This window comes from Ruminococcus sp. OA3, assembly GCF_022440845.1.
Taxonomy (GTDB): Bacteria; Bacillota; Clostridia; order Lachnospirales; family Lachnospiraceae; genus Ruminococcus_G.
In genome coordinates this window covers 3,671,121-3,696,824 of sequence record NZ_JAKNTO010000001.1, presented here as the reverse complement: position 1 = coordinate 3,696,824, position 25,704 = coordinate 3,671,121, and the positions used below count along the sequence as shown (strand labels likewise).

Genomic DNA, 25,704 nt, shown 5'->3' with positions numbered 1-25,704 from the left:
GGGAAAGCGAATGGCTCGTTCACTGAAAAAAGGACCTTTTGCAGATAAAAGCTTACTCAAAGCAGTAGAAGCTCTGAATGCATCTGGCAATAAAACAGTTATTAAAACCTGGTCACGTCGTTCCACAATCTTCCCGCAGTTCGTTGGACATACAATTGCTGTCCATGATGGAAGAAAACATGTGCCGGTATATGTTACAGAGGATATGGTTGGACACAAACTCGGTGAGTTCGTGGCAACCAGAACTTACAGAGGACATGGAAAAGACGAAAAGAGATCAGGAGTTCGTTAATCGTTAGGATATTGAAAGGAGGCTTTTCTCGTGGCAAAAGGACACAGAAGTCAAATTAAGAGAGCAAGAAATGAAAATAAAGACACAAGACCATCTGCGAAATTATCCTACGCAAGAATGTCCGTACAGAAAGCATGTTATGTACTGGATGTAATCCGCGGCAAGGATGTGAAAACAGCACTTGGTATCTTGACATACAATCCCAGATACGCTTCCAGCGTTATCAAGAAACTGTTAGAATCCGCAATCGCAAATGCAGAGAACAACAATGGCATGAGTGCTGACAACCTTTACATTGCTGAGTGCTATGCAAACAAAGCACCTACGATGAAGAGAATTAAACCGAGAGCACAGGGCAGAGCATACAGAATCGAAAAAAGAACGAGTCATATCTCTGTCGTGTTGGATGAAAGATAAGGAGGGCAATCATGGGACAGAAAGTTAACCCACATGGACTTAGAGTCGGAGTTATCAAAGACTGGGATTCCAGATGGTATGCAGAAAGCGATTTTGCAGATTACTTAGTGGAAGACTATAATATCAGAACATTTCTGAAGAAAAAACTGTACAGCGCCGGTGTTTCCAGAATTGAAATCGAAAGAGCATCAGAAGTTGTTAAAGTTATCATTTATACAGCAAAACCGGGTATCGTGATCGGTAAGGGCGGTTCTGAAATTGAAAAAGTAAAAGCTGAACTTCAGAAACAGGTTACAGGAAAGAAACTGATCGTAGATATTAAAGAAGTGAAAAGACCGGATAAAGATGCACAGCTTGTCGCTGAAAATATCGCATTGCAGCTGGAAAACCGTATTTCATTCAGACGTGCGATGAAATCAACCATGTCCAGAACAATGAAAGCCGGAGCTAAAGGAATCAAAACATCAGTGTCAGGACGTCTTGGTGGAGCAGATATGGCTCGTACAGAGTTCTACAGCGAAGGAAATATCCCGCTTCAGACTTTAAGAGCAGATATCGACTATGGTTTCGCAGAAGCAGATACCACATACGGCAAAGTTGGCGTAAAAGCGTGGATCTACAATGGCGAAGTACTTCCAACCAAAGGAGCTAAGGAAGGGAGCGATAAATAATTATGTTAATGCCAAAGAGAGTAAAACGTCGTAAACAATTCCGCGGATCCATGAAAGGAAAAGCATTAAGAGGAAATAAAATCAATTATGGTGAATTCGGTATCGTTGCAACCGAACCATGTTGGATTAAGTCAAACCAGATTGAGGCAGCCCGTGTTGCGATGACCCGTTATATCAAACGTGGTGGTAAAGTCTGGATTAAAATTTTTCCAGATAAACCAGTAACAGCGAAACCAGCAGAAACACGTATGGGTTCCGGTAAAGGTGCCCTGGAATACTGGGTAGCAGTTGTAAAACCAGGCCGCGTAATGTTCGAAATCGCAGGAGTTCCGGAAGAGGTTGCCCGCGAAGCGTTGCGTCTTGCTATGCATAAGTTACCATGTAAATGTAAAATCGTTTCTCGTGCAGACTTAGAAGGCGGTGATAACAGTGAAAATTAAAAATTATGTAGAAGATTTAAAGACAAAATCAGCTGCAGAATTACAGGAAGAATTAGTAGCTGCTAAAAAAGAACTCTTTAATTTGAGATTTCAGAATGCAACCAATCAATTGGACAATACAAGCAGAATCAAAGAGGTTCGTAAAAATATTGCCAGAATCCAGACGGTGATTGCCCAAAAGGCAAATGCAGCACAGTAGGCAGATAACACTTAGCGAGGTTTTTTCGAGCTTAGTATTATCGCCGTTCTTAGAGCGAAGCGAGAAGAACTTCCGGCAATGAAAGGAGTATATTAGATCGTGGAAAGAAATCTTAGAAAAACACGTGTTGGTAAAGTAGTCAGCAACAAAATGGATAAAACTGTTGTTGTAGCTATCGAAGACCATGTGAAACATCCGCTTTACAAAAAGATCGTAAAGAGAACGTATAAATTGAAAGCTCATGATGAGAACAATGAGTGTAATATAGGTGATACAGTTAAGGTTATGGAGACAAGACCGTTATCCAAAGATAAAAGATGGAGACTGGTTGAGGTCGTAGAAAAAGTTAAATAGGAGGATACCAGCATGATTCAACAGGAGAGTAGACTTAGAGTCGCTGATAACACTGGTGCTAAAGAAATTCTGTGTATCCGTGTTCTGGGCGGTTCAACAAGAAGATATGCAAACATCGGTGATATCATCGTTGCGACCGTTAAAGATGCAACACCAGGCGGAGTTGTAAAAAAAGGTGATGTTGTTAAAGCTGTAGTTGTTCGTACTGTAAAAGGCGCACGTCGTAAAGACGGTTCTTATATTAAATTCGACGAGAACGCTGCTGTTATTATTAAAGATGATAAGACACCAAGAGGAACGCGTATCTTTGGGCCAGTAGCGAGAGAGCTTCGTGAAAAACAGTTTATGAAAATTGTATCCCTGGCTCCGGAAGTATTATAAGGAGGTACCTATGTCAGCGTTAAAAATTAAAAAGGGTGATACCGTAAAGGTGATTGCCGGTAAAGATAAAGATAAAGAAGGTAAAGTACTTGCTGTCAAAGACGGAAGAATCATCGTTGAAGGCGTGAACATGATTGTAAAACATGAGAAACCTTCCATGGCTAATCAGCAGGGCGGAATTGTCAATAAGGAAGCTCCAGTTGATATTTCCAACGTTATGTATGTTCACAAAGGAACTGCAACAAGAGTAGGTTTCAAAGTGGAAGACGGTAAAAAAGTACGTGTTGCAAAATCAACAGGCGAAGTGATCGACTAATTAAGAGAGGAGGCTCCATAAAGTGAGTAGATTAAGAGAAACTTACAAGAACGAGATCGTAGATGCTATGATCAAAAAGTTTGGATATAAAAACATCATGGAAGTGCCAAAACTCGAGAAGATCGTGATCAACATGGGTGTTGGTGAGGCCAAAGATAACGCAAAACTGCTTGACGCAGCTGTCAGTGATCTGGAAACGATCGCAGGACAGAAGGCTGTCCTTACAAGAGCAAAGAACTCCATTGCTAACTTCAAACTCAGAGAGGGTATGGCAATCGGATGTAAAGTAACATTGAGAGGCGAGAAGATGTATGAATTCGCTGATCGTCTGATTAACCTTGCTCTTCCTCGTGTACGTGACTTCCGTGGCGTTAACCCGAATGCATTTGACGGAAGAGGAAATTATGCGCTTGGTATCAAAGAGCAGTTGATTTTCCCAGAAATCGAATATGATAAAGTCGATAAAGTAAGAGGTATGGACGTAATTTTTGTTACCACTGCTAAGAGCGACGAAGAAGCTCGTGAATTATTGACACAGTTCAATATGCCGTTTGCAAAGTAATATTAGGAGGGAAAATTCATGGCTAAGACAGCAATGAAAATTAAACAGCAGCGTAAACCTAAATTCTCCACAAGAGAATACAATCGCTGCAGAATCTGTGGACGTCCACATGCATACCTGAGAAAATACGGAATCTGCAGGATCTGCTTCCGTGAACTGGCATACAAAGGCCAGATCCCAGGCGTGAAAAAGGCGAGCTGGTAGCCGAAAGCAACTTAGTGAAGTCCAGCCGCCAGGTGAAGGCTGAACTTAGTGCGAGGCTCGTACCGAACCTTAACGAAGCGGAGCCAAAGGCGATAGCTGAGTTTAGTTGAGGGACGTGTGGTGGCTTAAACACATAGTGAGAAGGACTTCGCATGCCAGCCTATATAAACTTAAGAAATTATTGACAAACCACATGTAAAGTCTAACAATAAGGAGGAAACTTACATGACAATGAGTGATCCGATAGCAGATATGCTTACGAGAATTCGTAATGCCAATACTGCAAAACATGACACTGTTGATATTCCGGCATCCAAAATGAAGATTGCAATTGCTGATATTTTGTTAAAAGAAGGTTATATTGTAAAATATGATCTGATCGAAGACGGCAGTTTCAAAACAATCCGTGTGACATTGAAATATGGTGCTGATAAAAACGAAAAAATCATCACAGGCCTTAAGAGAATCTCAAAACCAGGTCTGCGTGTCTATGCAAATAAAGAAGAGCTGCCGAAGGTACTGGGTGGTCTTGGAATCGCAATCCTGTCCACAAACCAGGGTGTGATTACAGACAAAGAAGCCAGAAAACTTCAGGTGGGCGGAGAAGTATTAGCTTTCGTTTGGTGACACTGAGCACTTAATGAGCATGAGTCGTAGACGAAGTGCGAATTTAGTGCGAAGGTCGTTCTTTTGAGCATAGCGAGAAAGAACTTCATATGCCAGCGTAGTGAGATGCAAGGAAACACCGTCGACACTAAGCTCGAAAAGACCTCGCCAAGTGTCAAGGTGTGCGTTCGCACTAGGCTCGGGAGTACCTCGCTAAGTGCAGACAGGAAACACCATTGTCACTAGGCTCGAAAAGACCTCGCCAAGTGTCAAGGTGTGCGTTCGCACTAGGCTCGGGAGTACCTCGCTAAGTGCAGACAGGAAACACCGTCGACACTAAGCTCGAAAAGACCTCGCCAAGTGTCGAGGTGTGCGTTCGCACTAGGCTCGGAAATACCTCGCCAAGTGCTCACAGCAAGTGCTCACAGTAGCTGAAAACAGAGGGGAAGCATATAAGAGTCCCTTCCGAAAATTTAAGTTAGGAGGAAAATGGTATGTCACGTATTGGAAGACTGCCTGTAGTTGTTCCGTCAGGTGTGGAAGTTAAGATCACTGAGAACAACGAAGTAACCGTAAAAGGTCCTAAGGGAACACTTGAAAAAGCGCTTCCTCAGGAAATGGATATTAAACTGGAGGATGGTCAGGTTGTTGTAACAAGACCAAACGATCTGAAGAAGATGAAATCTCTGCATGGTTTAACCAGAACTCTGGTACAGAACATGGTAACAGGCGTAGCAGAAGGTTACGAAAAAGTTCTGGAAGTAAACGGCGTAGGATATAAAGTAGCAAAACAGGGTAAAAAATTAGTACTATCCCTTGGTTATTCACATCCGGTTGAGATGGAAGATCCGGAAGGATTGGAATCCGTTGTAGATGGTAACAAAATCACTGTCAAAGGGATTGACAAAGAAAGAGTTGGCCAGTACGCAGCTGAAATCAGAGATAAGAGAAGACCTGAGCCGTATAAGGGCAAGGGTATCAAATATGCTGATGAAGTGATCAGACGTAAAGTTGGTAAGACCGGTAAAAAATAATTAAGGAGAGTGTGAAAATGATTAGTAAAGTATCAAGAGCGAAAGTTCGCCAGAAAAAACATAAAAGATTACGTAATCATCTCGTTGGTACAGCGGCAAGACCGCGTCTGGCTGTGTTCAGAAGTAATAATCACATGTATGCGCAGATTATTGATGACACAGTTGGAAATACGCTGGTTTCAGCTTCTACTCTTCAGAAAGATGTAAAAGCGGAACTGGAAAAAACCAACGATGTTGCAGCAGCAGCATATTTAGGAACTGTCATCGGTAAGAAAGCAGTTGAAAAAGGGATTACAGAAGTGATCTTTGACAGAGGCGGCTTTATTTATCAGGGTAAAATCAAAGCATTAGCCGATGCAGCAAGAGAAGCAGGACTTCAATTCTAGAAAGGGAGGAAAAGAACGCATGAAGCATAGTATTATTGATGCTAGCCAGCTTGAGTTAGAAGAAAAAGTAGTATCAATCAAACGTGTTACTAAGGTTGTTAAAGGTGGTCGTAACTTCCGTTTCACTGCTTTAGTAGTTGTCGGCGATGGCAATGGACATGTTGGTGCCGGATTAGGAAAGGCAACAGAGATTCCTGAAGCAATCCGTAAGGGTAAAGAAGACGCAATGAAGAAACTGATTACGGTTGCCAGAGATGACAATGACAGTATCACACATGATTTCATTGGAAAATTCGGAAGCGCTGAGGTATTATTAAAGAGAGCTCCGGATGGTACTGGTGTTATCGCAGGCGGTCCTGCACGTGCAGTGATCGAGCTTGCGGGTATCAAAAACATTCGTACCAAGTCTTTGGGTTCTAATAACAAGCAAAATGTTGTACTTGCTACCATCGAAGGGTTAAGACAGTTAAAGACTCCGGAAGAAGTGGCAAAACTTCGCGGCAAATCCGTTGAAGAGATCTTTGCTTAAGGAGGAACGGAGAAATGGCAGAAAAATTAAAAATCACATTAGTTAAATCTACGATCGGTGCAATTCCGAAACACAGAAAAACAGTGGAAGCATTAGGCCTTAACAAGCTCAACAAAACGGTTGAGATGCCGGACAATTCCGCAGTGCGCGGCATGGCAAAACAGGTTGCTCATCTGGTGAAAGTAGAAGAAGTTTAATTCAGAGAAAAGGAGGTACCACAATGGATTTATCAAATTTAAAACCAGCAGACGGTTCCAGACAAAGTGATAATTTCCGCAGAGGCCGTGGACATGGTTCGGGAAACGGTAAAACAGCCGGCAAAGGCCACAAAGGACAGAAAGCCCGTTCAGGAGCTCCAAGACCTGGGTTCGAAGGTGGACAGATGCCTTTATACAGACGTATCCCGAAAAGAGGTTTCACAAACAGAAACTCTAAGGATATTGTTGCGATCAATGTAAGTGTTCTTGAGAGATTTGAGGATGGTTCTGATGTGACAGTGGAAACACTGCTGCAGACCGGAGCAATCTCCAATCCGAAAGATGGTGTTAAGATTCTGGGTTATGGTGAACTGACAAAGAAACTTAATGTAAAGGTCAATGCAGTAAGTGAAAGTGCAAAGACTAAAATTGAAGCCGCAGGTGGAACAGTAGAGGTGATCTAATGCTAAAGACTCTCAAAAATGCTTTTAAAGTTCAAGACGTAAGGCGGAGAATCTTTTATGTATTCCTGATGCTGGTAGTTGTGCGTTTGGGCACGCAGGTACCGGTACCGGGCATGAACGGTGAGTATTTTAAAGAGTGGTTCTCGAGCCAGACCGGAGACGCATTCAATTTCCTGGATGCGTTTACGGGAGGTTCGTTCTCTTCAATGTCAATTTTTGCGTTGAATATCACTCCGTATATTACTTCATCCATTATTATGCAGCTTCTGACCATTGCTATCCCGAAGCTAGAGGAAATGCAGAAGGACGGCGAAATGGGCCGGAAGAAAATTACTGCAATTACGAGATACCTGACGGTAGGCCTGGCTTTGTTTGAATCTACCGCAATGGCAATCGGATTCGGAAACAAGGGATTGATTCCGGATATGAATTTTGCAAAAGTCGTCGTTGCTGTTGTTGCATTGACGGCAGGATCCGCATTTCTTATGTGGGTCGGGGAACGGATCAATGAGAAAGGTGTCGGTAACGGTATTTCTGTTGTCCTGGCTATCAATATCATTTCCAGAATCCCAAGTGATATGGTGAATCTGTACGAATCTTTCGTAAAAGGGAAATCCATTGCGAAGGCAGGGCTGGCAGCGATCATCATTATTGCGATCATTCTGGCAGTCGTGTTGCTGGTTCTGATCCTGAACGGAGCGATGAGGAAAATTCCGGTTCAGTATTCAAAGAAAATGCAGGGAAGAAAAATGGTGGGCGGTCAGTCATCCCATATCCCGCTTAAAGTGAATACATCCGGCGTTATCCCGATCATCTTTGCTTCTTCGATCATGTCTTTCCCGGGCATTATCGCCTCTTTTGTCGGGAAGACAGGGGGAACAGGTATCGGTTCCAAAATACTTGCCGGATTAAACTCTGGAAACTGGTTTAATCCACATCAGCCGGTTTACTCTGTCGGTCTGGTGGTTTATATCTTACTGGTTATATTCTTTGCTTATTTCTATACATCCATCACTTTCAATCCATTGGAAGTTGCGGATAATATGAAAAAGCAGGGTGGATTTGTACCAGGTATCCGTCCTGGAAAACCGACGGTTGACTACTTAAACCAGATTTTGAATTACGTAATTTTTATAGGAGCAGCAGGACTTACGATCGTGGCTGTCATACCGTTTTTCTTTAACGGTGTGTTCGGTGCAAATGTTTCTTTCGGCGGAACTTCGCTGATCATTGTCGTCAGTGTTATCCTGGAAACATTGAAACAGATTGAATCCATGATGCTGGTAAGAAATTACAAAGGCTTTTTAAATGAGTAATCAATAGGAGGTTGTGGCGTTTCACGCCGCAACCTTAACGTGTATCTGTAATTGACCATTAGAGAAAAGGAGAGATACTTATGAAGATTATTATGTTAGGAGCACCAGGGGCAGGCAAGGGAACACAGGCAAAAAAGATAGCTGCAAAATATCAGATTCCGCATATTTCTACTGGGGATATTTTCCGTGCAAATATTAAAAATGGAACAGAGCTGGGCAACAAGGCGAAGACATACATGGATCAGGGACTGCTGGTTCCGGATGAACTGGTGTGCGATCTTGTTGTTGACCGTGTGAAACAGGAAGACTGTGCAAACGGCTATGTTCTGGATGGATTCCCAAGGACGATTCCGCAGGCTGAAAGCCTTCGGTCCGCTTTAAAAGCGCTGGGAGAAAGCATTGATTACGCGATCAATATTGAAGTACCGGATGAGAATATCGTGAACCGCATGGGTGGAAGAAGAGCATGCCCTGCGTGTGGAGCGACCTATCATAAAGAGAATATACCGCCGAAGATCGCAGGCATCTGTGATGTCTGCGGAGCTAAATTGATACTGAGAGATGATGACAAACCGGAGACAGTTAAAAAACGTCTGGATGTTTATCACGATCAGACACAGCCGCTGATCGAGTTCTATACAGCTGAGAACGTGCTGGTGGAAGTAGATGGTACACAGCCGATGGATACTGTATTTGAGGCCATCTGTAAAATTTTGGGAGCGTAATATGTCGGTTACAATTAAATCTTTAAAAGAAATTGAACTGATGAGAGAAGCCGGCCGTCTGCTGGAACTGGTTCACGATGAACTGGCGAAGGCTGTTCGGCCGGGAATTTCAACATGGGATATCGACCATCTGGGAGAAGAACTCATCCGCAGTTATGGCTGTGTTCCCAACTTTTTGAATTATAATGGATTTCCGGCTTCTATCTGTGTTTCTGTTAACGATGAGGTCGTACATGGAATTCCAAGAAAAGACAGGATCCTTCAGGAGGGTGATATTGTGAGCCTGGATGCCGGTCTGATCTATCAGGGATATCATTCTGATGCTGCCCGTACACATGCGGTCGGTGAGATCAGTGCTGAGGCCAGGCGGCTGGTCGATGTTACCAGACAAAGCTTTTTTGAAGGCATTAAATACGCAAAGGCAGGACATCATTTAAATGAAATATCCGCGGCAATCGGTTCATATGCGGAGAGTTTCGGTTATGGTGTGGTAACGGATCTGGTAGGCCATGGCATAGGCAGCAGCCTGCATGAAGATCCACAGATACCTAATTTTGCACAAAAACGCAGAGGACTTCGACTGCAGCCGGGAATGACCCTGGCAATTGAGCCCATGATCAATATGGGACGCGCGGATGTCTGCTGGCTGGATGATGACTGGACTGTTGTGACGGAAGACGGCTCATGGTCAGCACATTACGAAAATACAGTGCTGATTACGGAGGGGGAACCGGAACTGCTGACGTTGACAGAGCAGAAAGCAACTAAGTAAATGCAAGCTGTCAGGGGCAGCATGGCTTAGTGGAGGAAAGTACCCGTCTGAGGGAGGAATATATGAAAAATGTAGCTAAAGGCATGTTTGCCAGGTCTCTGGCAGGACATGATAAAGGCAGATTATATATCATATTGTGCACAGATGAGGAATATGTATATCTGGCAGACGGAAAAAACCGCCTGCTGGATACACCAAAGAAGAAGAGGAAGCGTCATGTTCAGGTAGATTATCATATTTCAGCACTCATACAGGATAGAATGGATTCCCGCTGCGGGCTGCGGGATGAAGATATCAAAAGGGCCATTAAATTGAAGGAAGCTAATATCTAGGAGGTAAGAAATGTCAAAGGCTGATGTTATTGAAGTAGAAGGTACGGTATTGGAAAAGCTGCCAAATGCCATGTTTAAAGTTGAATTGGAAAATAAGCATGTGGTTCTGGCACATATCAGCGGCAAGCTGCGTATGAATTTCATCCGTATCCTGCCGGGTGACAAAGTAACGATTGAACTGTCACCGTATGATCTGACAAAAGGCAGAATCATATGGAGAGATAAATAAGAGTAATGAAGTTAGAAGTGATACTTTACGGCTGTAAGGTGTCACTTTTTTAAGAAAAGGGAAAAGATGGATTTTTTAGTTAAAAAGTTTGTAAAAAACAGCGACAGGATTCATGATCCTGCGGTCAGGACTTCCTATGGCGTACTCGTGAGTATCGTTGGGATACTGTGCAATGTCCTGTTATTTGCCGCGAAGCTTTTAATCGGTGTTTTCATGCACAGTATTGCAGTCATGGCAGATGCCTTCAATAACCTGTCAGATGCCGCTTCCTCTGTGATCAGTTTTGTGGGTGTCAAGATGGCCAGCAAACCGGCGGATGATGAGCATCCTTTTGGGCATGGACGTATGGAATATATTGCGGCTTTCATCGTTGCGTTCCTGGTAATACAGGTTGGATTTTCATTTTTCAAGAGCAGTATTGTGAAGCTTCAGAATCCGGAGGATATTACCTTCGAACTGATTCCATTTTTGATTCTGGTACTCTCGGTGGGAGTGAAATTCTGGATGGCACATTTTAATCGCAGGCTTGGGAAACGGATCGACTCAAAAGTAATGCTGGCGACCGCTGCCGATTCCCTGGGGGATGTGATCACGACATCCGCGACGATTGTTTCGATACTGATCTGTGCGTTTGCCGGTATCAATATTGACGCAATTGCAGGACTTGTGGTTTCGATGGTCGTTATATGGTCCGGCATTTCCATCGTGAAGGATACACTGGAACCTCTCATCGGGGAGGCTGTTGATCCGAAGCTGTACCAGGACATAACGGAATTGGTTGAGAGTTACGACGGTATAGTGGGAACACATGATCTGATCGTGCACAATTACGGTCCGAATAAAAGTATGGCTACGATCCATGCGGAAGTGCCGCGCGATGTGGACATTGAAGAGTCACATGAGATTATCGACAGGATAGAACGGGATGTAGCGAAAAAACTCGGTATTTTTCTGGTCATTCACATGGATCCGCTGGCGGTTGAGGACGAGGCTATCCTGGCAGTGAGGGGAGAGGTCGAAGAGATCCTCTGGCTGATCGATGAGTCTTTAAGCTTCCATGACTTTCGGATGGTGCACGGAAAGAAACAGATCAATCTGATCTTTGACGTTGTCGTACCACACAGTTATACGCAGGAGAATCGTGACAGGCTGGTACACAAAATCAAAGTAGCCATGCAGAAAAAAGATTCGAGGTATCAATGTGTGATTACAGTAGACCAGAGTTTTGTCGCAGACGCAAAAACGGAGTAAAAAAATTGTAAAACCGCTAAAAATTGCTTGCATAATATGGCGTGTGGTGTTATACTATAAAACGAACTTTTGTGCACGGCAAGTCCGTGTTCACTGCAGAAACACAGAAAGGAAAGGAGGATTCCAATGAAAGTAAGATCATCTGTTAAGCCTATTTGTGAAAAATGTAAGATCATTAAAAGAAAAGGTAGTATCAGAGTAATCTGCGAGAATCCAAAACACAAACAGAGACAAGGCTGACCACTTAATGAGTACGAACCGCGGGCGCAGTACGAATTTTAGTGGGAAGCCTGTTCGAATCATCTGTTGATTCGAACTTCCTTACGCTGTACAAGCGCAAGCGCAGCACGAACTTAGTGAATCACCTGTTCGAATTACGAAGTGATTCGAACCTCAGATGCAAGTGTAGTGAATTTAGACGTACATTTGCACTTTTAACGAGCGGCTGCAGCTTTGAACCACCCGGAAGAGTTGTTCAGGCTGTTACTAATATTATTGTGAGAGTATCACGTATAATATTGCTTAATACCGGTGCCCCGTCGGCTCCGGAAAGGTCATGCGTTTAGCAGCATGGCTGGATGCTTGCATACCGGCATCCCAGTTAGGAAAATATTAACGAGGATTCATGGGGTTGCGCACACATTTCAGGCCTGTTTTGCAGGAGCTGCGTGTATTTTATGGATCGGAAACAGAAAATGGAGGAATAATACATGGCTCGTATAGCTGGTGTAGACTTACCAAGAGACAAACGTGTGGAAATCGGATTAACTTATATCTATGGAATCGGCAGAACAAGTGCTGACCGTATCCTGAAAGAAGCAAATGTGAATCCGGATACTCGAGTAAGAGATTTAACTGACGAAGAAGTAAAAAGAATCAGTGTGGTAATCGAAGAAACACAGACAGTAGAAGGTGATCTGAGAAGAGAAATCGCTCTCAACATCAAACGTCTGCAGGAGATCGGATGCTACAGGGGTATTCGTCATAGAAAAGGACTTCCTGTTCGTGGACAGAAGACAAAGACAAATGCAAGAACACGTAAAGGTCCGAAGAGAACAGTTGCAAATAAGAAAAAGTAAATTTAATCATATTTAATTAAGAGAAAGTGTAGGTTAGTTTTTTATTATGGCTAAAGTGACAAAGAAAACGACGAAACGTCGTGTTAAGAAAAACGTTGAACGCGGACAGGCACATATTCAGTCATCTTTCAATAACACAATCGTTACTCTGACTGATACTGAAGGCAACGCTCTTTCATGGGCAAGTGCTGGTGGTCTGGGATTTAGAGGTTCAAGAAAATCTACTCCTTATGCAGCTCAGATGGCAGCAGAAACTGCTACAAAGGCAGCGCTGGTACACGGTTTAAAAACAGTTGACGTATTTGTAAAAGGTCCTGGTTCAGGAAGAGAAGCTGCAATCCGTGCACTCTCTGCAAGCGGACTGGAAGTAACCAGCATCAAAGACGTAACTCCGGTACCGCATAACGGATGCCGTCCACCAAAACGTAGAAGAGTTTAATCAGGAGGTCTAAGTAATATGGCAGTAAATAGAGTACCCGTACTGAAAAGATGCAGATCCCTCGGACTGGATCCTGTATATCTTGGAATCGATAAAAAATCAACAAGACAGTTAAGAAGATCAAACCGTAAGATGTCTGAATACGGTACACAGTTAAGAGAAAAACAGAAAGCAAAATTCATCTATGGTGTTCTGGAAAAACCGTTCAGAAACTACTATAAAAAAGCTGATCAGATGCCGGGCATGACAGGTGCAAATCTGATGACTATGCTGGAGACACGTCTTGATAACGTAATTTTCAGACTTGGTTTTGCAAGAACAAGAAGAGAAGCCAGACAGATCGTTGACCACAAACATGTACTGGTAAACGGAAAACAGGTAAATATTCCGTCTTATCTCGTAAAAGCCGGTGATACGATTGAAATCAAAGAAAAATGCAAAGGATCTCAGAGATACAAAGACATTCTGGAAGTTACAGGCGGAAGAATGGTTCCGGAATGGCTGGATGTAAATCAGGAAACATTGACTGGTACAGTGAAAGAATTACCTGCAAGAGAAGTCATTGATGTTCCGGTTAACGAGATGCTTATCGTCGAGCTGTATTCCAAATAATACGATCGGATAAACATTTTTAAAAAGATACCCTCAATCAAAATATTAACCCAGAAGGAGGGCTTGCAGTGTTTGATTTTAATAAACCGAAAATCGAGATTACTGAAATTTCAGACGATAAAAAATATGGTAAATTTGTGGTTGAGCCGCTCGAGAGAGGATACGGCACGACACTCGGCAATTCTCTGAGAAGAATCATGCTTTCTTCTCTTCCGGGAGCTGCTGTCAGCCAGGTAAAGATCGAAGGCGTTCTGCACGAATTCAGTTCCATTCCGGGCGTTAAAGAGGATGTAACCGAGATTATCATGAACCTTAAGAGTCTTGCAATCAGAAACACAAGCGAGACTAATGAGGCGAAAATAGCTTACATTGAATTTGAAGGTGAAGGTGTAGTTCATGCTTCTGATATTCAGGCAGACCAGGATATTGAGATTCTGAATCCGGATCTTGCGATCGCAACGCTGAACGGCGGTGCAGACAGCAAGCTGTACATGGAACTTACCATTACCAAAGGACGCGGTTATGTCAGCGCGGACAAAGGAAAAAGCGAGGACATGCCAATTGGCGTTATCGCGATAGATTCTATCTACACTCCGGTTGAGCGTGTAAACCTGACAGTTGAAAACACGCGTGTCGGTCAGATCACGGACTATGACAAGCTGACACTTGATGTGTTCACCAAGGGTACACTTGCGCCGGATGAGGCTGTCAGCCTTGCAGCCAAGGTGCTGAGTGAGCATCTGAAGCTCTTCATTGATCTTTCTGAAAATGCAAAGACCGCTGAGGTTATGATCGAGAAAGAAGATCATGAGAAAGAAAAAGTTTTAGAAATGAATATCGACGAGCTTGAGCTGTCTGTTCGTTCCTACAACTGTCTGAAGAGAGCCGGTATCAATACAGTAGAAGAATTATGCAACAGAACTTCAGAGGATATGATGAAAGTCCGCAATCTGGGACGCAAATCTCTGGAAGAAGTGTTGGCTAAGTTAAAAGAACTGGGATTGCAGCTGAATCCCGGTGAAGAATGACTTAGAGAATATTTGTAGATTACAGCCGTATGTCAGTAAGACCGAAGAAGCATGATATAGGGTTCCACAAATGGAGGAAATAATACAATGGCAAAATATAGAAAGCTTGGAAGAACATCCAGCCAAAGAAAAGCGCTGCTCAGAAACCAGGTCACAAACCTGCTTTATAACGGGAAAATCGTTACAACTGAGACAAAAGCAAAAGAAGTTCGAAAAATTGCAGAAGGCCTGATCGCGCTTGCTGTAAAAGAGAGAGATAATTTTGAGACAGTTACAGTGACTGCAAAAGTTGCACGTAAAGATGCTGACGGTAAAAGAGTAAAAGAAGTTGTCGACGGTAAAAAAGTAACTGTTTATGATGAAGTGCAGAAGGAGATCAAGAAAGACGCTCCGTCCAGGCTTCATGCAAGAAGACAGATGATGAAAGTGTTCTATCCGGTAAAATCAGTTCCGGCTGAAAATGCAGGTAAGAAGAAAAACACGAAAGAAGTAGACTTGGTAGATAAAATGTTTACGGAAATCGCACCAAAATATGCAGGTCGTAATGGTGGTTATACAAGAATCATCAAAATCGGACAGCGTAAGGGCGATGCAGCAATGGAAGTGCTGTTAGAGCTCGTATAGTAGTAACATTCATGGCGGCGCCATAAATGCTAAATAAAAATCGCAGGTCAGTGACCTGCGATTTTTTGCATTACGTGAAATGTATATCACATCCATCCCCCGTCGAACGTCAGGATCTGTGCGGTGAGATATGGGTGACAACAGGCAATGTCGTACAGGAAATCACCGGCCTCATCCGGTTCTGCCATGCGTCCGAAAGGAATTTCTTCGCAGAGTGCTACGCGTTGTGTATCGTCCAGCATCTGGTTCATATCTGTGTCTACCGCACCGAAGGCAACGGCATTGACCCGGATACCGCTGGGGGCGAGTTCACGTGCAAGGGCTTTGGTGAAGGCATTCACTCCGCCCTTTGCTGCTGAGTAGGCGGTTTCACAGGAAGAGCCGTGAATACCCCACACGGAGGAGGTGTTTACAATGGAACCACTGTGCTGTTTTAGCATCAGCGGGATAGCCCGTCGGCAACAGAGAAACTGAGAAGTCAGGTTTACACTCAGTATCCGGTTCCACTGTTCAAGCGTCATGTCCTGCAGAAGCCCCATGTGGGCGATTCCGGCGTTGTTGATCAGGACATCCAGTGAATCTTTGGAATCTGCAATTTCATCGAACAGACAGTCAACATAGACTTCGTCGCTGATATCTCCGTGAGAAAGGCGGCAGCTGATTGCATACTCGCTCTCAAGATCACACCTGAGAGACTCCAGATAGTCGACACGCTGATGGCAGTTCAGGATCAGGTTGTATCCGTGTTCTGCAAAAGAGCGTGCGCAGGCGCGCCCGATACCGCGGGATGCACCGGTGATCAAAACGGTTTTCTGTTTCATATGTGGACACTCCAAATCATGATTATTTGTTGGACGGGCAGCGCTGGTGCGGCCCTGTTTGCTTATTATACCACAATTATGCAGTACTGGAAACAGCCGATAAAGTATCACGTTCTGGTTGTAGGATTGGGAAAATAGTAGTAAAATAAAGCATAGCAAAAACAGAGGAGAAGCTTATGGAAAAAAAGTTATTTTTCATTTTTAATCCGAGATCAGGTAAAGGACTGATTAAATCTAAACTGCTGGATATTGTAGACATTTTTGTGAAACACGGGTATCAGGTTATCGTACATCCAACACAGAGTGCTGAGGATACGTACAATGCCACTAAGAAAATGACGCAGCATGCAGATCTGATCGTGTGCAGCGGCGGTGACGGGACACTGGATGAAGTCGTAACCGGCATTATGGACAGTGGGATCGATATTCCGATGGGTTACATACCATCGGGCAGTACGAATGATTTTGCGAACAGTCTTTCTATATCAAAAAACATGATCAAAGCGGCGGAAGAAATTATGGAGGGTCAGGTTTATGGATGTGATGTAGGGAGTTTCAACAATGATACTTTCGTTTATATCGCGGCGTTCGGCCTGTTTACGGATGTGTCGTATCAGACAGCGCAGACGCTGAAAAATGTTCTGGGACATATGGCGTATCTCTTAGAAGGTGCCAAGCGTATCTTCGATATAAAATCATACCACCTCAAAATAGAGGTAAATGGAAAAGTGCTGGAAAATGATTATGTCTATGGTATGGTGACGAACTCGCGTTCTGTTGGAGGGTTTAAAAACCTGACGGGAAAAAATGTGAAGATGGATGACGGGCTTTTTGAGGTAACGCTGATCCATATGCCGAAAAATCCTTTGGAGCTGAATGAAATTATGGGTGCTCTGCTGAACGCAGTTGATAATACGGATCTGGTAGATTCATTCAAAACAGACCGGATCGTGATAGAGGCAACGGAGGATATTCCGTGGACTCTGGATGGGGAATACGGAGGAGAACACAGGGAGATATGTATCGTAAACAAAAAAGAAGCGATACACATCCTGCTCAATCCCAGGAAACATAAGGCAAAGCCACTGGAATTGCCACTGCAGCAGTAAGCTGTCACTTTCTACGAAAACAAGGTTTTTTGCTTGAGGAACTTCATACTAATTACCAAAAAAAGAATTTTCGTAAAGAATGTCTTGCAATTTTTGTGTGTTTGCGGTATCTTATTAACAGATTGGAAATGCTATTTCCAAGTGACGTATGCAGAACAAAGGCGTTCCACACGAGTGGAATGCCTTTTTTTACTTTTTACATATGCATGGGTCGCTAAAAATGGTTGAAAGGATGAGAAAAAATGGGTGATTTTGTTAATGTAGCTGAGATATTCGGGAAAAACGTATTCAATGATACAGTCATGCAGGAACGTTTGCCGAAAAAAGTTTACAAAGAACTGAGACAGACGATTGAAGAGGGAAAAGAGCTGGATCCTGCAGTCGCTGATGTGATAGCTCATGAAATGAAAGAATGGGCCATTGAAAAAGGGGCTACACACTATACGCACTGGTTTCAGCCGCTTACAGGCGTGACAGCTGAGAAGCATGATTCCTTTATATCAGCCCCTATGAGTAACGGAAAGGTTCTTATGAGTTTTTCCGGAAAGGAACTGATCAAAGGAGAACCGGATGCATCATCCTTTCCCTCGGGAGGTCTGAGAGCAACATTTGAGGCAAGGGGATATACGGCCTGGGACTGTACATCGCCGGCATTTGTGAGGGAGGATGCAGCAGGAGCAACACTTTGCATTCCGACGGCCTTCTGTTCTTATACCGGAGAGGCACTGGATCAGAAAACACCGCTGCTTCGTTCCATGGAAGCAATCAATACGCAGGCGCTGAGGCTGATCCGGCTGTTTGGAAATACGACTTCTAAAAAAGTAACCCCCTGTGTTGGACCGGAACAGGAATACTTTCTTGTGGATGCTAAGAAATTTCAGCAGAGGAAGGATTTGATTTATACTGGAAGAACACTGTTTGGTGCTATGCCTCCAAAGGGACAGGAGCTGGATGATCACTACTTTGGAACGATTCGCCAGAGGGTTGCAGCATTCATGAAAGATGTCAACGAGGAACTCTGGAAGCTTGGTGTGACGGCAAAGACTCAGCATAATGAAGTTGCCCCGGCACAGCATGAACTGGCGCCGATATACGCACAGGCAAATGTAGCCGTAGACCATAACCAGATCATCATGCAGACGCTGAAAAGGGTTGCCTGTGCGCATGGTCTGAAATGTCTGCTGCATGAAAAACCATTTGCGGGGGTAAATGGTTCGGGTAAACATAATAACTGGTCACTTACCACGGATGACGGGATTAATCTGCTGGAGCCCGGTAGGACACCTCACGAAAATATTCAGTTCCTGATGATTCTGACGTGTGTGCTGAAAGCTGTGGACACTCATGCAGATCTGCTGCGCGAGTCAGCTGCTGATGTGGGAAATGACCACAGACTGGGAGCGAATGAGGCGCCGCCGGCTATCATTTCAGTTTTCCTTGGTGAGCAGCTGGAGGATGTACTGGAGCAGCTGATCAGCACAGGCATGGCAACACACAGCATCAAGGGAGGAAAACTGCGGACCGGCGTTAAGACACTTCCTGACGTAGCCAAAGATGCCACTGACCGAAACAGGACTTCACCGTTCGCATTTACAGGAAATAAATTTGAGTTCCGTATGGTAGGCTCCAGGGATTCGATAGCACCGCCAAATACTGTTTTGAATACGATTGTGGCGGAAGCGCTCAAGGAAGCCTGCGACATTCTGGAAAAGGCAGAGAATTTTGACGATGCAGTGCACGATCTGATCAAACAGTATGCGTCAGACCACCAGAGAGTCGTCTTTAACGGAAACGGGTATTCCGAGGCATGGGTGGAGGAAGCTGCCAGAAGAGGGCTTCCGAATATCAAATCCATGGTGGATGCGATTCCGGCGCTGGTGACAGACAAAGCAATCAAGGTATTCGAGGAATTTGGCGTTTTTACCAGGGCAGAACTGGAATCGAGAGTTGAGATTCAGTATGAAGCTTATGCAAAAGCGATCAATATTGAGGCGAGAGCAATGATAGATATTGCCACCAAACAGATTATTCCGGCTGTCGTCAGATATACGAAGGCGCTTGCGGATTCTATCAATGCGGTAAAAGAAGCGTGCGATGCCGATGTGAGTGTTCAGACTGATTTGCTGAAAAAGACATCACTGCTTTTGAAAGAGACAAAAGCTGCCCATACAAAACTGATTGAGATTGAGAACCAGGCGGTAGCGATGGAGGAAGGTGCCCGTCGGGCGAATTTCTATCACAGCAATGTGATTCCGGCTATGGAAGCTCTGAGAGCTCCGGTGGATGAACTGGAAATGATCGTTGATAAAGAAATGTGGCCGATGCCTTCTTATGGTGATCTGATGTTTGAAGTGTAACTGTTTCTGAAAAGGAGGGTGCCAGACAGGAAAATGAAATACAAAAACCTGTCTGGCACGAGTTATAAAAAAGTTATAAGGAATGCTAATTGATAGCCTCTTCTATAATTATAATATAGAAGAAAAAAATGAAGAATTCATATAACACTGATGAAGGCATTTTTAATTTTCAGTGAATAAAATATGAATGAAAATTTATAAGTGAGGAGGACAATTATATGAAAAAGCTTGAAATTGTTGTTAAACCTGAAAAGCTTGAAGATCTGAAAGGAATTTTGGATCAGTGTAATGCGAGTGGTCTTATGATACACAATATCATGGGTTACGGACAACAGAAAGGATACAAACAGCTTTACCGCGGTGCAGAATACCACGTCAATCTTTTACCCAAAACAAAAGTTGAGACAGTTGTAGATGATGAGGTGTGTGATATGATCATTGACAGAGTCGTGGAGCAGATCAACACTGGAAATTACGGCGATGGTAAAATTTTCGTTTACGATGTGGAAGATGCAGTACGCATCCGGACAGGAGAGCGTGGAAAAGATGCATTATGATCTGCAGAGAGAGGAAATAAATATGACAACAACCTGTTATCAAAGGGGATAACTATTGGGTTCTCAGAAGAATCCGGTAGTTATCCCTTTTTTTGATCAGCAGGTGGCATGAGGAGGAAATGATTATGAATGTTGAATTGTTGATGAATATCATCTGGACTATGATAGCCGCATTCCTGGTGTATTTCATGCAGGCGGGATTTGCCATGTGTGAGGCAGGATTCACAAGGGCAAAGAACACGGGGAACATTTTGATGAAAAATATGATGGACTTTGTCCTGGGCAGCTTATGCTTCTTTCTGATCGGTTTTTCGCTGATGCACGGTACAGACTGGAACGGCATCATCGGTCTTGGCGGACTCTTTGATCCGACCTCGCTCGGAACGGTGGAGGATGTCAGCGGCACTGCGGTAAACATGATGAATGGTCTTCCAGTAGGCGTTTTCATGATCTTCCATACTGTGTTCTGCGCAACGGCTGCCACGATCGTATCGGGTGCTATGGCTGAGAGAACGAAGTTTATCGCATATCTGATCTACAGTGCGGCGATCAGCCTTGTGATCTATCCGATCACAGGGCACTGGATCTGGGGAGGCGGATGGCTGAGTCAGATGGGATTCCATGATTTTGCGGGATCTACAGCGGTCCATATGGTAGGCGGTATCTGTGCCTGTGTGGGGGCTAAAATCCTGGGTCCGCGTCTTGGCAAGTATAACAAAGACGGTTCTGTAAACGCGATTCCTGGCCATAATCTCTCGATTGCGGCACTCGGTGTCTTTATCCTGTGGTTCTGCTGGTTTGGATTTAACTGCGGTTCCACTACGTCGGCATCGACAAGCCTCGGTGATATTGCGATGACAACAAACCTTGCAGCGGCAGCGGCAACTCTCCTGGCAATGATTGTCACATGGATCCGTTATGGTAAGCCGGATGTTTCCATGACATTTAACGGTGCTCTTGCAGGTCTGGTTGCAATCACTGCTGGCTGTGACACCGTGAGCAACTGGGCAGCCATTGCCATCGGTGCTGTTGCCGGTATTCTGGTAGTATTCTCCGTTGAGTTTTTTGATAAGATCGTTAAAATCGATGATCCGGTAGGTGCCATCAGTGTACACGGTGTGTGTGGCGCCGCCGGAACGATCCTGACAGGTGTATTTTCGAAAGAGGTGAGTCTTGGAACACAGGTGCTCGGCGTTGCATCGGTTGCTGCATACGTAGCGATCGCAGCATTCATTGTGTTCAAACTGATTGATGCCACGGTTGGACTGCGTGTGTCAGAGGAAGAAGAAATCGATGGTCTGGATGTGCATGAACACGGTGCGCCTGCCTATGCGAACTTTAACCTGCACCGAGACAGATAAATCAGGAAATTAAAATTAACGTTCCCAGAGTCAATGACTTTGGGAACGTTTTTCTTGACTTGCTTTTTCAGGACATTTCCCATATTATTAGTAATAGCAGTGGACTCGTAGATAAAGGAGAAATCAGATTGTGGATGAATTAAAATTTTTAGAGGATCAGGGTGTAAACCCGGGAATGATAGAAGAGGTTCGCGCATACCGCGAAGAGTTTCCTGTTGATGATACGGTGAAGTACCGGGTTGTAAAGCCGCTGATGCCGTTTTACGGACGTGAGATTCTGGAGATGGCAATTGCAGGCCTGCTGCAGGGAGAAAACCTGCTGCTGACAGGTTCCAAGGCGACGGGAAAGAATGTTCTGGCGGAAAATCTGGCATACATTTTTAACAGGCCTTCCTATAATATATCGTTCCATGTCAATACGAACAGCGGTGATCTGATCGGAACAGATACGTTTATTGATAATCAGGTGCAGCTGCGAAAAGGAAGCATTTACCTGTGCGCACAGTATGGGGGCTTTGGCATTTTGGATGAGGTGAATATGGCAAAAAATGATGCGGTTTCTGTGCTGCATGCCACCCTGGATTACCGGCGCAGCATTGATGTGCCGGGGTATGACAAGATAGAACTTCATCCGGCCGCCAGGTTTATAGGGACGATGAACTACGGGTATGCGGGAACGAAGGAGCTGAATGAGGCTCTCGTATCCCGTTTCCTGGTGATCGATATGCCGCCTCAGTCGAGAGACACGCTGGAGCCAATTTTTGCACAGACTTTCCCTGATGGGAAACCGGAGGCGATGGAGCAGCTGATAGGATTGTTTCTGGACCTGCAGCTGAAAGCGGCCAACGGTGAAATTTCAACGAAAGCGCTGGACCTGCGCGGTATGCTTGCGGCAGTCAAAACGATCCGATGCGGACTGGCGCCGGCACTTGCTGTGCGGATGGGAATTGTAAATAAGAGTTTTGATGCATTTGAAAAAGAAATCATCAGTGATGTTGTCATGACGAGAATACCGGAAGCCTGGACAGAAGAGGATATATTTCTCATGTAAGGAGCAAAATCTATGACAGATGTAAATATGAGAGAAGAGTATCAGCTGGAGATTGAAAACCGGATCAGGAACCTGATCTGGACAGTGTGTGGAGATTATACGCTGGAAGCAAGACCGGATGTGGATGCATTTCTGAAATCAAAATATATCGCACTTTACGATGGCATCAAGCAGGGAGCATTTGCCAGGTATTTCTGCAAAGAAGAACTGAGCCTCTATCTTGTAAAAAAGTTGTATATCCATGCAGATGAAGCTTCCCTGATGACAGTTGCACAGATGTGCATTGAGGAGGCTGTTGAGAGCAGGATCGCCAGTGAGAGGAGCGGCGTGCCCGAAATACGCAGGCGTGCGCTGGAGGATACGCTGGAGTTTGATTTTCATCATCTCGTGAAGAGTGAAATCGGCAGGCTGAAGATAGCACTGTTCCGGGAGAAAATACAGGGCGAGTATGTGGTGAGCAGCGCGGTTCGCAGGAATATGGAGCGCATATATAAACTAAAGAATGCAAAGACTACGCGGGATGTGATTGAGACGATCGATGAGCTTTACAATCTCTGGGTGGAACCGGGGTATGAACAGACGTACGGAACACTGGAACACATCCTTTCTGTCACGCTGGAGGAACTTACCGAGTACAGCTGGAAAGATTTTCTGACGGAAGAGATGTATGAGGAGAATCTCGAGGCCTATCTCGAAAAAGTCAGCAGAGATATGACCGCCACAAGAACACCGGGGAGCGAGGAAGAGGAAGAAGAAGAGGTCCGGGACGAGGAGGGATTGCGTAAGAAAAAGATCATCGTTGTGGATGAAGAAGCGATGCAAAAGGTCTATTCTTATGTTGAGCTGAATTTCGGCAAAACGTACCTGTCACCGCTTCAGGAAAAGCGAATGAATTTCCAGTTGTGCAAAGGACTTCATTCCGATTGCAGCCTCTATTTTACGGATGGTATACTGCGAAGTCCGGTCACTCGTAATTATCAGTATGAATATGCCAGGAAACAGCAGGCTAAGAATAAGTATGCTTACTACGATTATCATCGTGTGGTTAAGCGAAATATAGCAGTGCTGTCAGATACCTTGAAAAAGGCGCTGGTTATGCGGGATGAGGTATCAGAGACCATCAGCGACAGGGGAATACTGATTCCGTCCAGGCTTTGGAAGGTGGGGAGGACACAGGACGCAAAACTGTTTCGCAAAGAAGAAAAGACAAGCACCCAGGATTTTGTGGTAGATGTGCTGATCGATGCCAGTGGTTCACAGCGGCCCCGACAGGAAAAAGTGGTGCTCCAGGCATACATTATCATGGAAGCCCTGAGCAGTGTACGGATTCCGCATCGTGTCACAAGTTTCTGTACATTCTGGGATTATACCATTATTCAACGGTACAGGGAATATGATGACCCGCGGTCTGAAAATGAACGGATCTTCGAGTTTACGACATCTTCAAATAACAGGGATGGCCTTGCTGTCAAAGCTGCAGCCCAGGAGCTTCTGAACCGGGATGAAGAAAAGAAGATATTGATCATCTTGAGTGATGGGAGACCGTATGATGTAATCCTGAACAGACCGAATGCACGAAATCCACAGCCGTATCAGGGTGAATATGCGATTAAGGATACCGGATTCGAAGTGCGTCGCCTCAGGAGCCAGGGAATCTCTGTGATGGGGGTATTTGCCGGGGAAGAAAAAGACCTGGAGGCGGAGAAGAGAATTTTTGGAAAAGATTTTGCATATATCCGTGATATTGAGTATTTTTCTAAAATTGTCGGAAGATATCTGAAAAAACAGTTGGAGGACAATGTCTAAAAAAGGGGATAATTCCCCTTTTTTATTGTACAGGAAATTCTTCCGGAGGATGCAACATATGCGCTAAGGAAATAGGTTGTCTGCATGACTGCGCTCCAGCGCGGAGTCCGGTCTCCAGGCCTTAATATGCGTTGGAATTTGGCTGAATATATTCTGGCAAAATACGAATACTCTTACTAGGCATATTACGCTGCAGCGGAGGAAGTTTTATGACAAGCAAAAAAGAATATTTACTGATAATTGCAGGAACAGCCGCCATGGCGGTTTCCATCAATTCCGTATTCGATCCCCTGGGAATGGTTACGGGAGGTTTTTCGGGGATTGCGATCCTGATCAAAGAGCTTACAAAACATCTGATACCCGGGGGCATGCCGCTCGGCATCACAACTGCGCTTCTCAATGTTCCACTGTTTTTGATCGGAATAAAAATCAAAGGCTTCCAGTTTTTGAAGCGCTCGTTTGTCGGGATGATCAGTCTTTCTGTGTGGCTTTCTATCCTTCCGCAGATTCCGATCATTGAAGGAGATCTGATGCTCGCTGCCCTGTGCGGCGGTGCAATACAGGGAGTGGGTATCGGACTGGCGTTTTCAGGGAGAGGGACGACGGGAGGGAGTGATATGGCGGCGGCGCTGCTCCAGAAAAAGTTTCCGTGGTATTCCGTAGCTCAGATCATGCAGGTGATTGACTGGATTATAGTTTTTTTTGGCGCCCTTGTTTTCGGATTTTCCATGGTTTTATATGCGGTTGTAGCCATTTTTGTCATCTCAAAAGTCAGTGACGGAGTAATTGAGGGGTTGAAATTTTCTAAAGCAGCGTTTATTATAACGGAGAAGCATCAGGTGATCTCACAGACACTAATGAAGGAATTAAAAAGAGGAACAACTGGGATAACGGTACACGGAATGTATTCCGGAAAAGAAAAAATCATGTTGTTCTGCGTAGTTCCCAAGAAACAGATTGTCTATGTGAAGGAAATTATACACAGGCTGGATGAACACGCTTTTGTAATCGTTACAGATGCAAGGGAAGTACTGGGAGAGGGCTTTTTGCGTTACGAATGACGAAAAAATGAAAAGTTTGTTAAAAAAATTGTATTTTCTCTTTCTTTTTTTGTGTAATTGTATTAAAATATATTCTAAGGGACTTTTGTTTTCCTTTAGAAAACGCAAAAAAGGGGTATCAA

General features: G+C 44.3%; 36 protein-coding genes. 35 read left to right on the top strand and 1 reads right to left on the bottom strand.

The window, feature by feature from the left end; translation table 11 throughout:
* The first annotated feature begins 10 nt into the window (after positions 1-10).
* The 28 genes from rpsS (at position 11) to MCG98_RS16830 (ending at position 15,459) form a co-directional block, all read left to right on the top strand.
* Positions 11-292, top strand: a complete 282-nt coding sequence (gene rpsS, locus MCG98_RS16965) for a 30S ribosomal protein S19 (RefSeq protein WP_240303034.1) — start codon at positions 11-13, stop codon at positions 290-292.
* Positions 293-322: 30 nt separating this feature from the next.
* A complete protein-coding gene (rplV, locus tag MCG98_RS16960) occupies positions 323-709 on the top strand; it encodes a 50S ribosomal protein L22 (protein ID WP_240303033.1) in 387 nt (128 codons plus the stop codon).
* An 11-nt stretch (positions 710-720) separates the two neighbouring features.
* A complete protein-coding gene (rpsC, locus tag MCG98_RS16955) occupies positions 721-1,380 on the top strand; it encodes a 30S ribosomal protein S3 (protein WP_028528638.1) in 660 nt (219 codons plus the stop codon).
* A gap of 2 nt (positions 1,381-1,382) precedes the next feature.
* Positions 1,383-1,820 (top strand): 50S ribosomal protein L16, encoded by a 438-nt coding sequence (gene rplP, locus MCG98_RS16950; protein WP_240303032.1) that lies wholly within the window; start codon positions 1,383-1,385, stop codon positions 1,818-1,820.
* A complete protein-coding gene (gene rpmC / locus MCG98_RS16945) occupies positions 1,810-2,019 on the top strand; it encodes a 50S ribosomal protein L29 (RefSeq protein WP_028528636.1) in 210 nt (69 codons plus the stop codon). Before rplP ends, rpmC begins: the two co-directional genes overlap by 11 nt.
* Before the next feature lie 96 nt (positions 2,020-2,115).
* Positions 2,116-2,373 (top strand): 30S ribosomal protein S17, encoded by a 258-nt coding sequence (gene rpsQ, locus MCG98_RS16940; RefSeq protein ID WP_240303473.1) that lies wholly within the window; start codon positions 2,116-2,118, stop codon positions 2,371-2,373.
* A 12-nt stretch (positions 2,374-2,385) separates the two neighbouring features.
* Complete coding sequence (rplN, locus tag MCG98_RS16935) at positions 2,386-2,754, top strand: 50S ribosomal protein L14 (protein WP_028528634.1); 369 nt, start codon at positions 2,386-2,388, stop codon at positions 2,752-2,754.
* Between the two features lie 10 nt (positions 2,755-2,764).
* On the top strand, positions 2,765-3,070 hold the full coding sequence (gene rplX, locus MCG98_RS16930; protein ID WP_240303031.1) for a 50S ribosomal protein L24: 306 nt from the start codon (positions 2,765-2,767) through the stop codon (positions 3,068-3,070).
* Positions 3,071-3,092: 22 nt separating this feature from the next.
* Positions 3,093-3,632: a 50S ribosomal protein L5 gene (gene rplE / locus MCG98_RS16925; RefSeq protein ID WP_240303030.1), complete on the top strand. Its 540-nt coding sequence runs from the start codon at positions 3,093-3,095 to the stop codon at positions 3,630-3,632.
* An 18-nt stretch (positions 3,633-3,650) separates the two neighbouring features.
* A complete protein-coding gene (locus MCG98_RS16920) occupies positions 3,651-3,836 on the top strand; it encodes a type Z 30S ribosomal protein S14 (RefSeq protein WP_072849226.1) in 186 nt (61 codons plus the stop codon).
* Positions 3,837-4,061: 225 nt separating this feature from the next.
* Positions 4,062-4,463, top strand: a complete 402-nt coding sequence (gene rpsH, locus MCG98_RS16915; RefSeq protein ID WP_240303029.1) for a 30S ribosomal protein S8 — start codon at positions 4,062-4,064, stop codon at positions 4,461-4,463.
* A 473-nt stretch (positions 4,464-4,936) separates the two neighbouring features.
* Entirely contained in the window at positions 4,937-5,476 is a 540-nt protein-coding gene (gene rplF, locus MCG98_RS16910; RefSeq protein ID WP_028528630.1) for a 50S ribosomal protein L6, read from the top strand.
* Positions 5,477-5,493: 17 nt separating this feature from the next.
* Positions 5,494-5,862 carry a 50S ribosomal protein L18 gene (rplR, locus tag MCG98_RS16905; protein ID WP_240303028.1) on the top strand — a complete coding sequence of 123 codons (369 nt, stop codon included), beginning with the start codon at positions 5,494-5,496 and terminating at the stop codon, positions 5,860-5,862.
* Positions 5,863-5,881: 19 nt separating this feature from the next.
* Positions 5,882-6,391: a 30S ribosomal protein S5 gene (rpsE, locus tag MCG98_RS16900; protein WP_028528628.1), complete on the top strand. Its 510-nt coding sequence runs from the start codon at positions 5,882-5,884 to the stop codon at positions 6,389-6,391.
* A gap of 14 nt (positions 6,392-6,405) precedes the next feature.
* On the top strand, positions 6,406-6,588 hold the full coding sequence (gene rpmD, locus MCG98_RS16895) for a 50S ribosomal protein L30 (RefSeq protein WP_240303027.1): 183 nt from the start codon (positions 6,406-6,408) through the stop codon (positions 6,586-6,588).
* 23 nt (positions 6,589-6,611) lie between these two features.
* Positions 6,612-7,052, top strand: a complete 441-nt coding sequence (rplO, locus tag MCG98_RS16890) for a 50S ribosomal protein L15 (protein WP_240303026.1) — start codon at positions 6,612-6,614, stop codon at positions 7,050-7,052.
* Complete coding sequence (gene secY / locus MCG98_RS16885) at positions 7,052-8,368, top strand: preprotein translocase subunit SecY (protein ID WP_240303025.1); 1,317 nt, start codon at positions 7,052-7,054, stop codon at positions 8,366-8,368. Before rplO ends, secY begins: the two co-directional genes overlap by 1 nt.
* Positions 8,369-8,448: 80 nt before the next feature.
* A complete protein-coding gene (locus MCG98_RS16880; protein ID WP_240303024.1) occupies positions 8,449-9,093 on the top strand; it encodes an adenylate kinase in 645 nt (214 codons plus the stop codon).
* Between the two features lies 1 nt (position 9,094).
* Positions 9,095-9,865 (top strand): type I methionyl aminopeptidase, encoded by a 771-nt coding sequence (gene map / locus MCG98_RS16875; protein ID WP_240303023.1) that lies wholly within the window; start codon positions 9,095-9,097, stop codon positions 9,863-9,865.
* A gap of 62 nt (positions 9,866-9,927) precedes the next feature.
* The gene (locus MCG98_RS16870) at positions 9,928-10,197 is read left to right on the top strand and encodes a KOW domain-containing RNA-binding protein (protein WP_240303022.1); all 270 of its coding nucleotides are present in this window, start codon (positions 9,928-9,930) and stop codon (positions 10,195-10,197) included.
* 10 nt (positions 10,198-10,207) lie between these two features.
* Positions 10,208-10,426, top strand: a complete 219-nt coding sequence (gene infA, locus MCG98_RS16865; protein WP_240303021.1) for a translation initiation factor IF-1 — start codon at positions 10,208-10,210, stop codon at positions 10,424-10,426.
* Between the two features lie 66 nt (positions 10,427-10,492).
* Positions 10,493-11,677 (top strand): cation diffusion facilitator family transporter, encoded by a 1,185-nt coding sequence (locus MCG98_RS16860; protein ID WP_240303020.1) that lies wholly within the window; start codon positions 10,493-10,495, stop codon positions 11,675-11,677.
* A gap of 126 nt (positions 11,678-11,803) precedes the next feature.
* Positions 11,804-11,917, top strand: coding sequence for a 50S ribosomal protein L36 (rpmJ, locus tag MCG98_RS16855; RefSeq protein ID WP_003497809.1), 114 nt, complete (start codon positions 11,804-11,806; stop codon positions 11,915-11,917).
* A gap of 470 nt (positions 11,918-12,387) precedes the next feature.
* Positions 12,388-12,756 carry a 30S ribosomal protein S13 gene (rpsM, locus tag MCG98_RS16850; protein ID WP_028528619.1) on the top strand — a complete coding sequence of 123 codons (369 nt, stop codon included), beginning with the start codon at positions 12,388-12,390 and terminating at the stop codon, positions 12,754-12,756.
* Between the two features lie 46 nt (positions 12,757-12,802).
* Positions 12,803-13,195 (top strand): 30S ribosomal protein S11, encoded by a 393-nt coding sequence (gene rpsK, locus MCG98_RS16845; RefSeq protein WP_028528618.1) that lies wholly within the window; start codon positions 12,803-12,805, stop codon positions 13,193-13,195.
* A gap of 18 nt (positions 13,196-13,213) precedes the next feature.
* Positions 13,214-13,807 carry a 30S ribosomal protein S4 gene (gene rpsD, locus MCG98_RS16840; RefSeq protein WP_240303019.1) on the top strand — a complete coding sequence of 198 codons (594 nt, stop codon included), beginning with the start codon at positions 13,214-13,216 and terminating at the stop codon, positions 13,805-13,807.
* Between the two features lie 68 nt (positions 13,808-13,875).
* On the top strand, positions 13,876-14,835 hold the full coding sequence (locus tag MCG98_RS16835) for a DNA-directed RNA polymerase subunit alpha (protein WP_240303018.1): 960 nt from the start codon (positions 13,876-13,878) through the stop codon (positions 14,833-14,835).
* A gap of 87 nt (positions 14,836-14,922) precedes the next feature.
* Positions 14,923-15,459 (top strand): 50S ribosomal protein L17, encoded by a 537-nt coding sequence (locus MCG98_RS16830; RefSeq protein ID WP_240303017.1) that lies wholly within the window; start codon positions 14,923-14,925, stop codon positions 15,457-15,459.
* Between the two features lie 86 nt (positions 15,460-15,545).
* On the opposite strand, the gene MCG98_RS16825 is transcribed toward MCG98_RS16830, so the two are convergent.
* Entirely contained in the window at positions 15,546-16,280 is a 735-nt protein-coding gene (locus tag MCG98_RS16825; protein ID WP_240303016.1) for an SDR family NAD(P)-dependent oxidoreductase, read from the bottom strand.
* 176 nt (positions 16,281-16,456) lie between these two features.
* Between MCG98_RS16825 and MCG98_RS16820 the strand changes: the two genes are divergently transcribed.
* The 7 genes from MCG98_RS16820 to MCG98_RS16790 all read left to right on the top strand — a co-directional run bounded on the left by MCG98_RS16820 (position 16,457) and on the right by MCG98_RS16790 (position 25,582).
* On the top strand, positions 16,457-17,389 hold the full coding sequence (locus MCG98_RS16820) for a diacylglycerol kinase family protein (protein WP_240303015.1): 933 nt from the start codon (positions 16,457-16,459) through the stop codon (positions 17,387-17,389).
* Positions 17,390-17,631: 242 nt separating this feature from the next.
* Positions 17,632-19,746, top strand: coding sequence for a glutamine synthetase III (locus tag MCG98_RS16815; protein ID WP_240303014.1), 2,115 nt, complete (start codon positions 17,632-17,634; stop codon positions 19,744-19,746).
* A 218-nt stretch (positions 19,747-19,964) separates the two neighbouring features.
* The gene (locus tag MCG98_RS16810; RefSeq protein WP_240303013.1) at positions 19,965-20,303 is read left to right on the top strand and encodes a P-II family nitrogen regulator; all 339 of its coding nucleotides are present in this window, start codon (positions 19,965-19,967) and stop codon (positions 20,301-20,303) included.
* Between the two features lie 125 nt (positions 20,304-20,428).
* Positions 20,429-21,664 (top strand): ammonium transporter, encoded by a 1,236-nt coding sequence (locus MCG98_RS16805; RefSeq protein ID WP_240303012.1) that lies wholly within the window; start codon positions 20,429-20,431, stop codon positions 21,662-21,664.
* A gap of 130 nt (positions 21,665-21,794) precedes the next feature.
* Positions 21,795-22,715, top strand: coding sequence for a MoxR family ATPase (locus MCG98_RS16800; protein WP_240303011.1), 921 nt, complete (start codon positions 21,795-21,797; stop codon positions 22,713-22,715).
* 12 nt (positions 22,716-22,727) lie between these two features.
* Positions 22,728-24,521 (top strand): nitric oxide reductase activation protein, encoded by a 1,794-nt coding sequence (locus MCG98_RS16795; RefSeq protein WP_240303010.1) that lies wholly within the window; start codon positions 22,728-22,730, stop codon positions 24,519-24,521.
* Between the two features lie 209 nt (positions 24,522-24,730).
* Complete coding sequence (locus MCG98_RS16790; protein WP_240303009.1) at positions 24,731-25,582, top strand: YitT family protein; 852 nt, start codon at positions 24,731-24,733, stop codon at positions 25,580-25,582.
* Positions 25,583-25,704: the final 122 nt, after the last annotated feature.

Excerpts from the sequence above, each read along its gene's own strand:
- infA (WP_240303021.1), top strand. The coding sequence starts at position 10,208 with ATGTCAAAGGCTGATGTTATTGAAGTAGAAGGTACGGTATTGGAAAAG.
- rpsC (WP_028528638.1), top strand. The coding sequence starts at position 721 with ATGGGACAGAAAGTTAACCCACATGGACTTAGAGTCGGAGTTATCAAA.
- rpsE (WP_028528628.1), top strand. The coding sequence starts at position 5,882 with ATGAAGCATAGTATTATTGATGCTAGCCAGCTTGAGTTAGAAGAAAAA.
- rpsH (WP_240303029.1), top strand. The coding sequence starts at position 4,062 with ATGACAATGAGTGATCCGATAGCAGATATGCTTACGAGAATTCGTAAT.
- rplX (WP_240303031.1), top strand. The coding sequence starts at position 2,765 with ATGTCAGCGTTAAAAATTAAAAAGGGTGATACCGTAAAGGTGATTGCC.
- rplO (WP_240303026.1), top strand. The coding sequence starts at position 6,612 with ATGGATTTATCAAATTTAAAACCAGCAGACGGTTCCAGACAAAGTGAT.
- MCG98_RS16795 (WP_240303010.1), top strand. The coding sequence starts at position 22,728 with ATGACAGATGTAAATATGAGAGAAGAGTATCAGCTGGAGATTGAAAAC.
- MCG98_RS16870 (WP_240303022.1), top strand. The coding sequence starts at position 9,928 with ATGAAAAATGTAGCTAAAGGCATGTTTGCCAGGTCTCTGGCAGGACAT.
- MCG98_RS16825 (WP_240303016.1), bottom strand. The coding sequence starts at position 16,280 with ATGAAACAGAAAACCGTTTTGATCACCGGTGCATCCCGCGGTATCGGG.
- rplP (WP_240303032.1), top strand. The coding sequence starts at position 1,383 with ATGTTAATGCCAAAGAGAGTAAAACGTCGTAAACAATTCCGCGGATCC.
- rplF (WP_028528630.1), top strand. The coding sequence starts at position 4,937 with ATGTCACGTATTGGAAGACTGCCTGTAGTTGTTCCGTCAGGTGTGGAA.
- MCG98_RS16880 (WP_240303024.1), top strand. The coding sequence starts at position 8,449 with ATGAAGATTATTATGTTAGGAGCACCAGGGGCAGGCAAGGGAACACAG.
- MCG98_RS16860 (WP_240303020.1), top strand. The coding sequence starts at position 10,493 with ATGGATTTTTTAGTTAAAAAGTTTGTAAAAAACAGCGACAGGATTCAT.
- MCG98_RS16820 (WP_240303015.1), top strand. The coding sequence starts at position 16,457 with ATGGAAAAAAAGTTATTTTTCATTTTTAATCCGAGATCAGGTAAAGGA.
- MCG98_RS16830 (WP_240303017.1), top strand. The coding sequence starts at position 14,923 with ATGGCAAAATATAGAAAGCTTGGAAGAACATCCAGCCAAAGAAAAGCG.
- secY (WP_240303025.1), top strand. The coding sequence starts at position 7,052 with ATGCTAAAGACTCTCAAAAATGCTTTTAAAGTTCAAGACGTAAGGCGG.
- rplR (WP_240303028.1), top strand. The coding sequence starts at position 5,494 with ATGATTAGTAAAGTATCAAGAGCGAAAGTTCGCCAGAAAAAACATAAA.
- MCG98_RS16790 (WP_240303009.1), top strand. The coding sequence starts at position 24,731 with ATGACAAGCAAAAAAGAATATTTACTGATAATTGCAGGAACAGCCGCC.
- rpmJ (WP_003497809.1), top strand. The coding sequence starts at position 11,804 with ATGAAAGTAAGATCATCTGTTAAGCCTATTTGTGAAAAATGTAAGATC.
- rpsD (WP_240303019.1), top strand. The coding sequence starts at position 13,214 with ATGGCAGTAAATAGAGTACCCGTACTGAAAAGATGCAGATCCCTCGGA.
- MCG98_RS16920 (WP_072849226.1), top strand. The coding sequence starts at position 3,651 with ATGGCTAAGACAGCAATGAAAATTAAACAGCAGCGTAAACCTAAATTC.
- map (WP_240303023.1), top strand. The coding sequence starts at position 9,095 with ATGTCGGTTACAATTAAATCTTTAAAAGAAATTGAACTGATGAGAGAA.
- MCG98_RS16805 (WP_240303012.1), top strand. The coding sequence starts at position 20,429 with ATGAATGTTGAATTGTTGATGAATATCATCTGGACTATGATAGCCGCA.
- rpmD (WP_240303027.1), top strand. The coding sequence starts at position 6,406 with ATGGCAGAAAAATTAAAAATCACATTAGTTAAATCTACGATCGGTGCA.
- rpsK (WP_028528618.1), top strand. The coding sequence starts at position 12,803 with ATGGCTAAAGTGACAAAGAAAACGACGAAACGTCGTGTTAAGAAAAAC.
- rpsS (WP_240303034.1), top strand. The coding sequence starts at position 11 with ATGGCTCGTTCACTGAAAAAAGGACCTTTTGCAGATAAAAGCTTACTC.
- MCG98_RS16810 (WP_240303013.1), top strand. The coding sequence starts at position 19,965 with ATGAAAAAGCTTGAAATTGTTGTTAAACCTGAAAAGCTTGAAGATCTG.
- MCG98_RS16815 (WP_240303014.1), top strand. The coding sequence starts at position 17,632 with ATGGGTGATTTTGTTAATGTAGCTGAGATATTCGGGAAAAACGTATTC.
- rplN (WP_028528634.1), top strand. The coding sequence starts at position 2,386 with ATGATTCAACAGGAGAGTAGACTTAGAGTCGCTGATAACACTGGTGCT.
- rpsM (WP_028528619.1), top strand. The coding sequence starts at position 12,388 with ATGGCTCGTATAGCTGGTGTAGACTTACCAAGAGACAAACGTGTGGAA.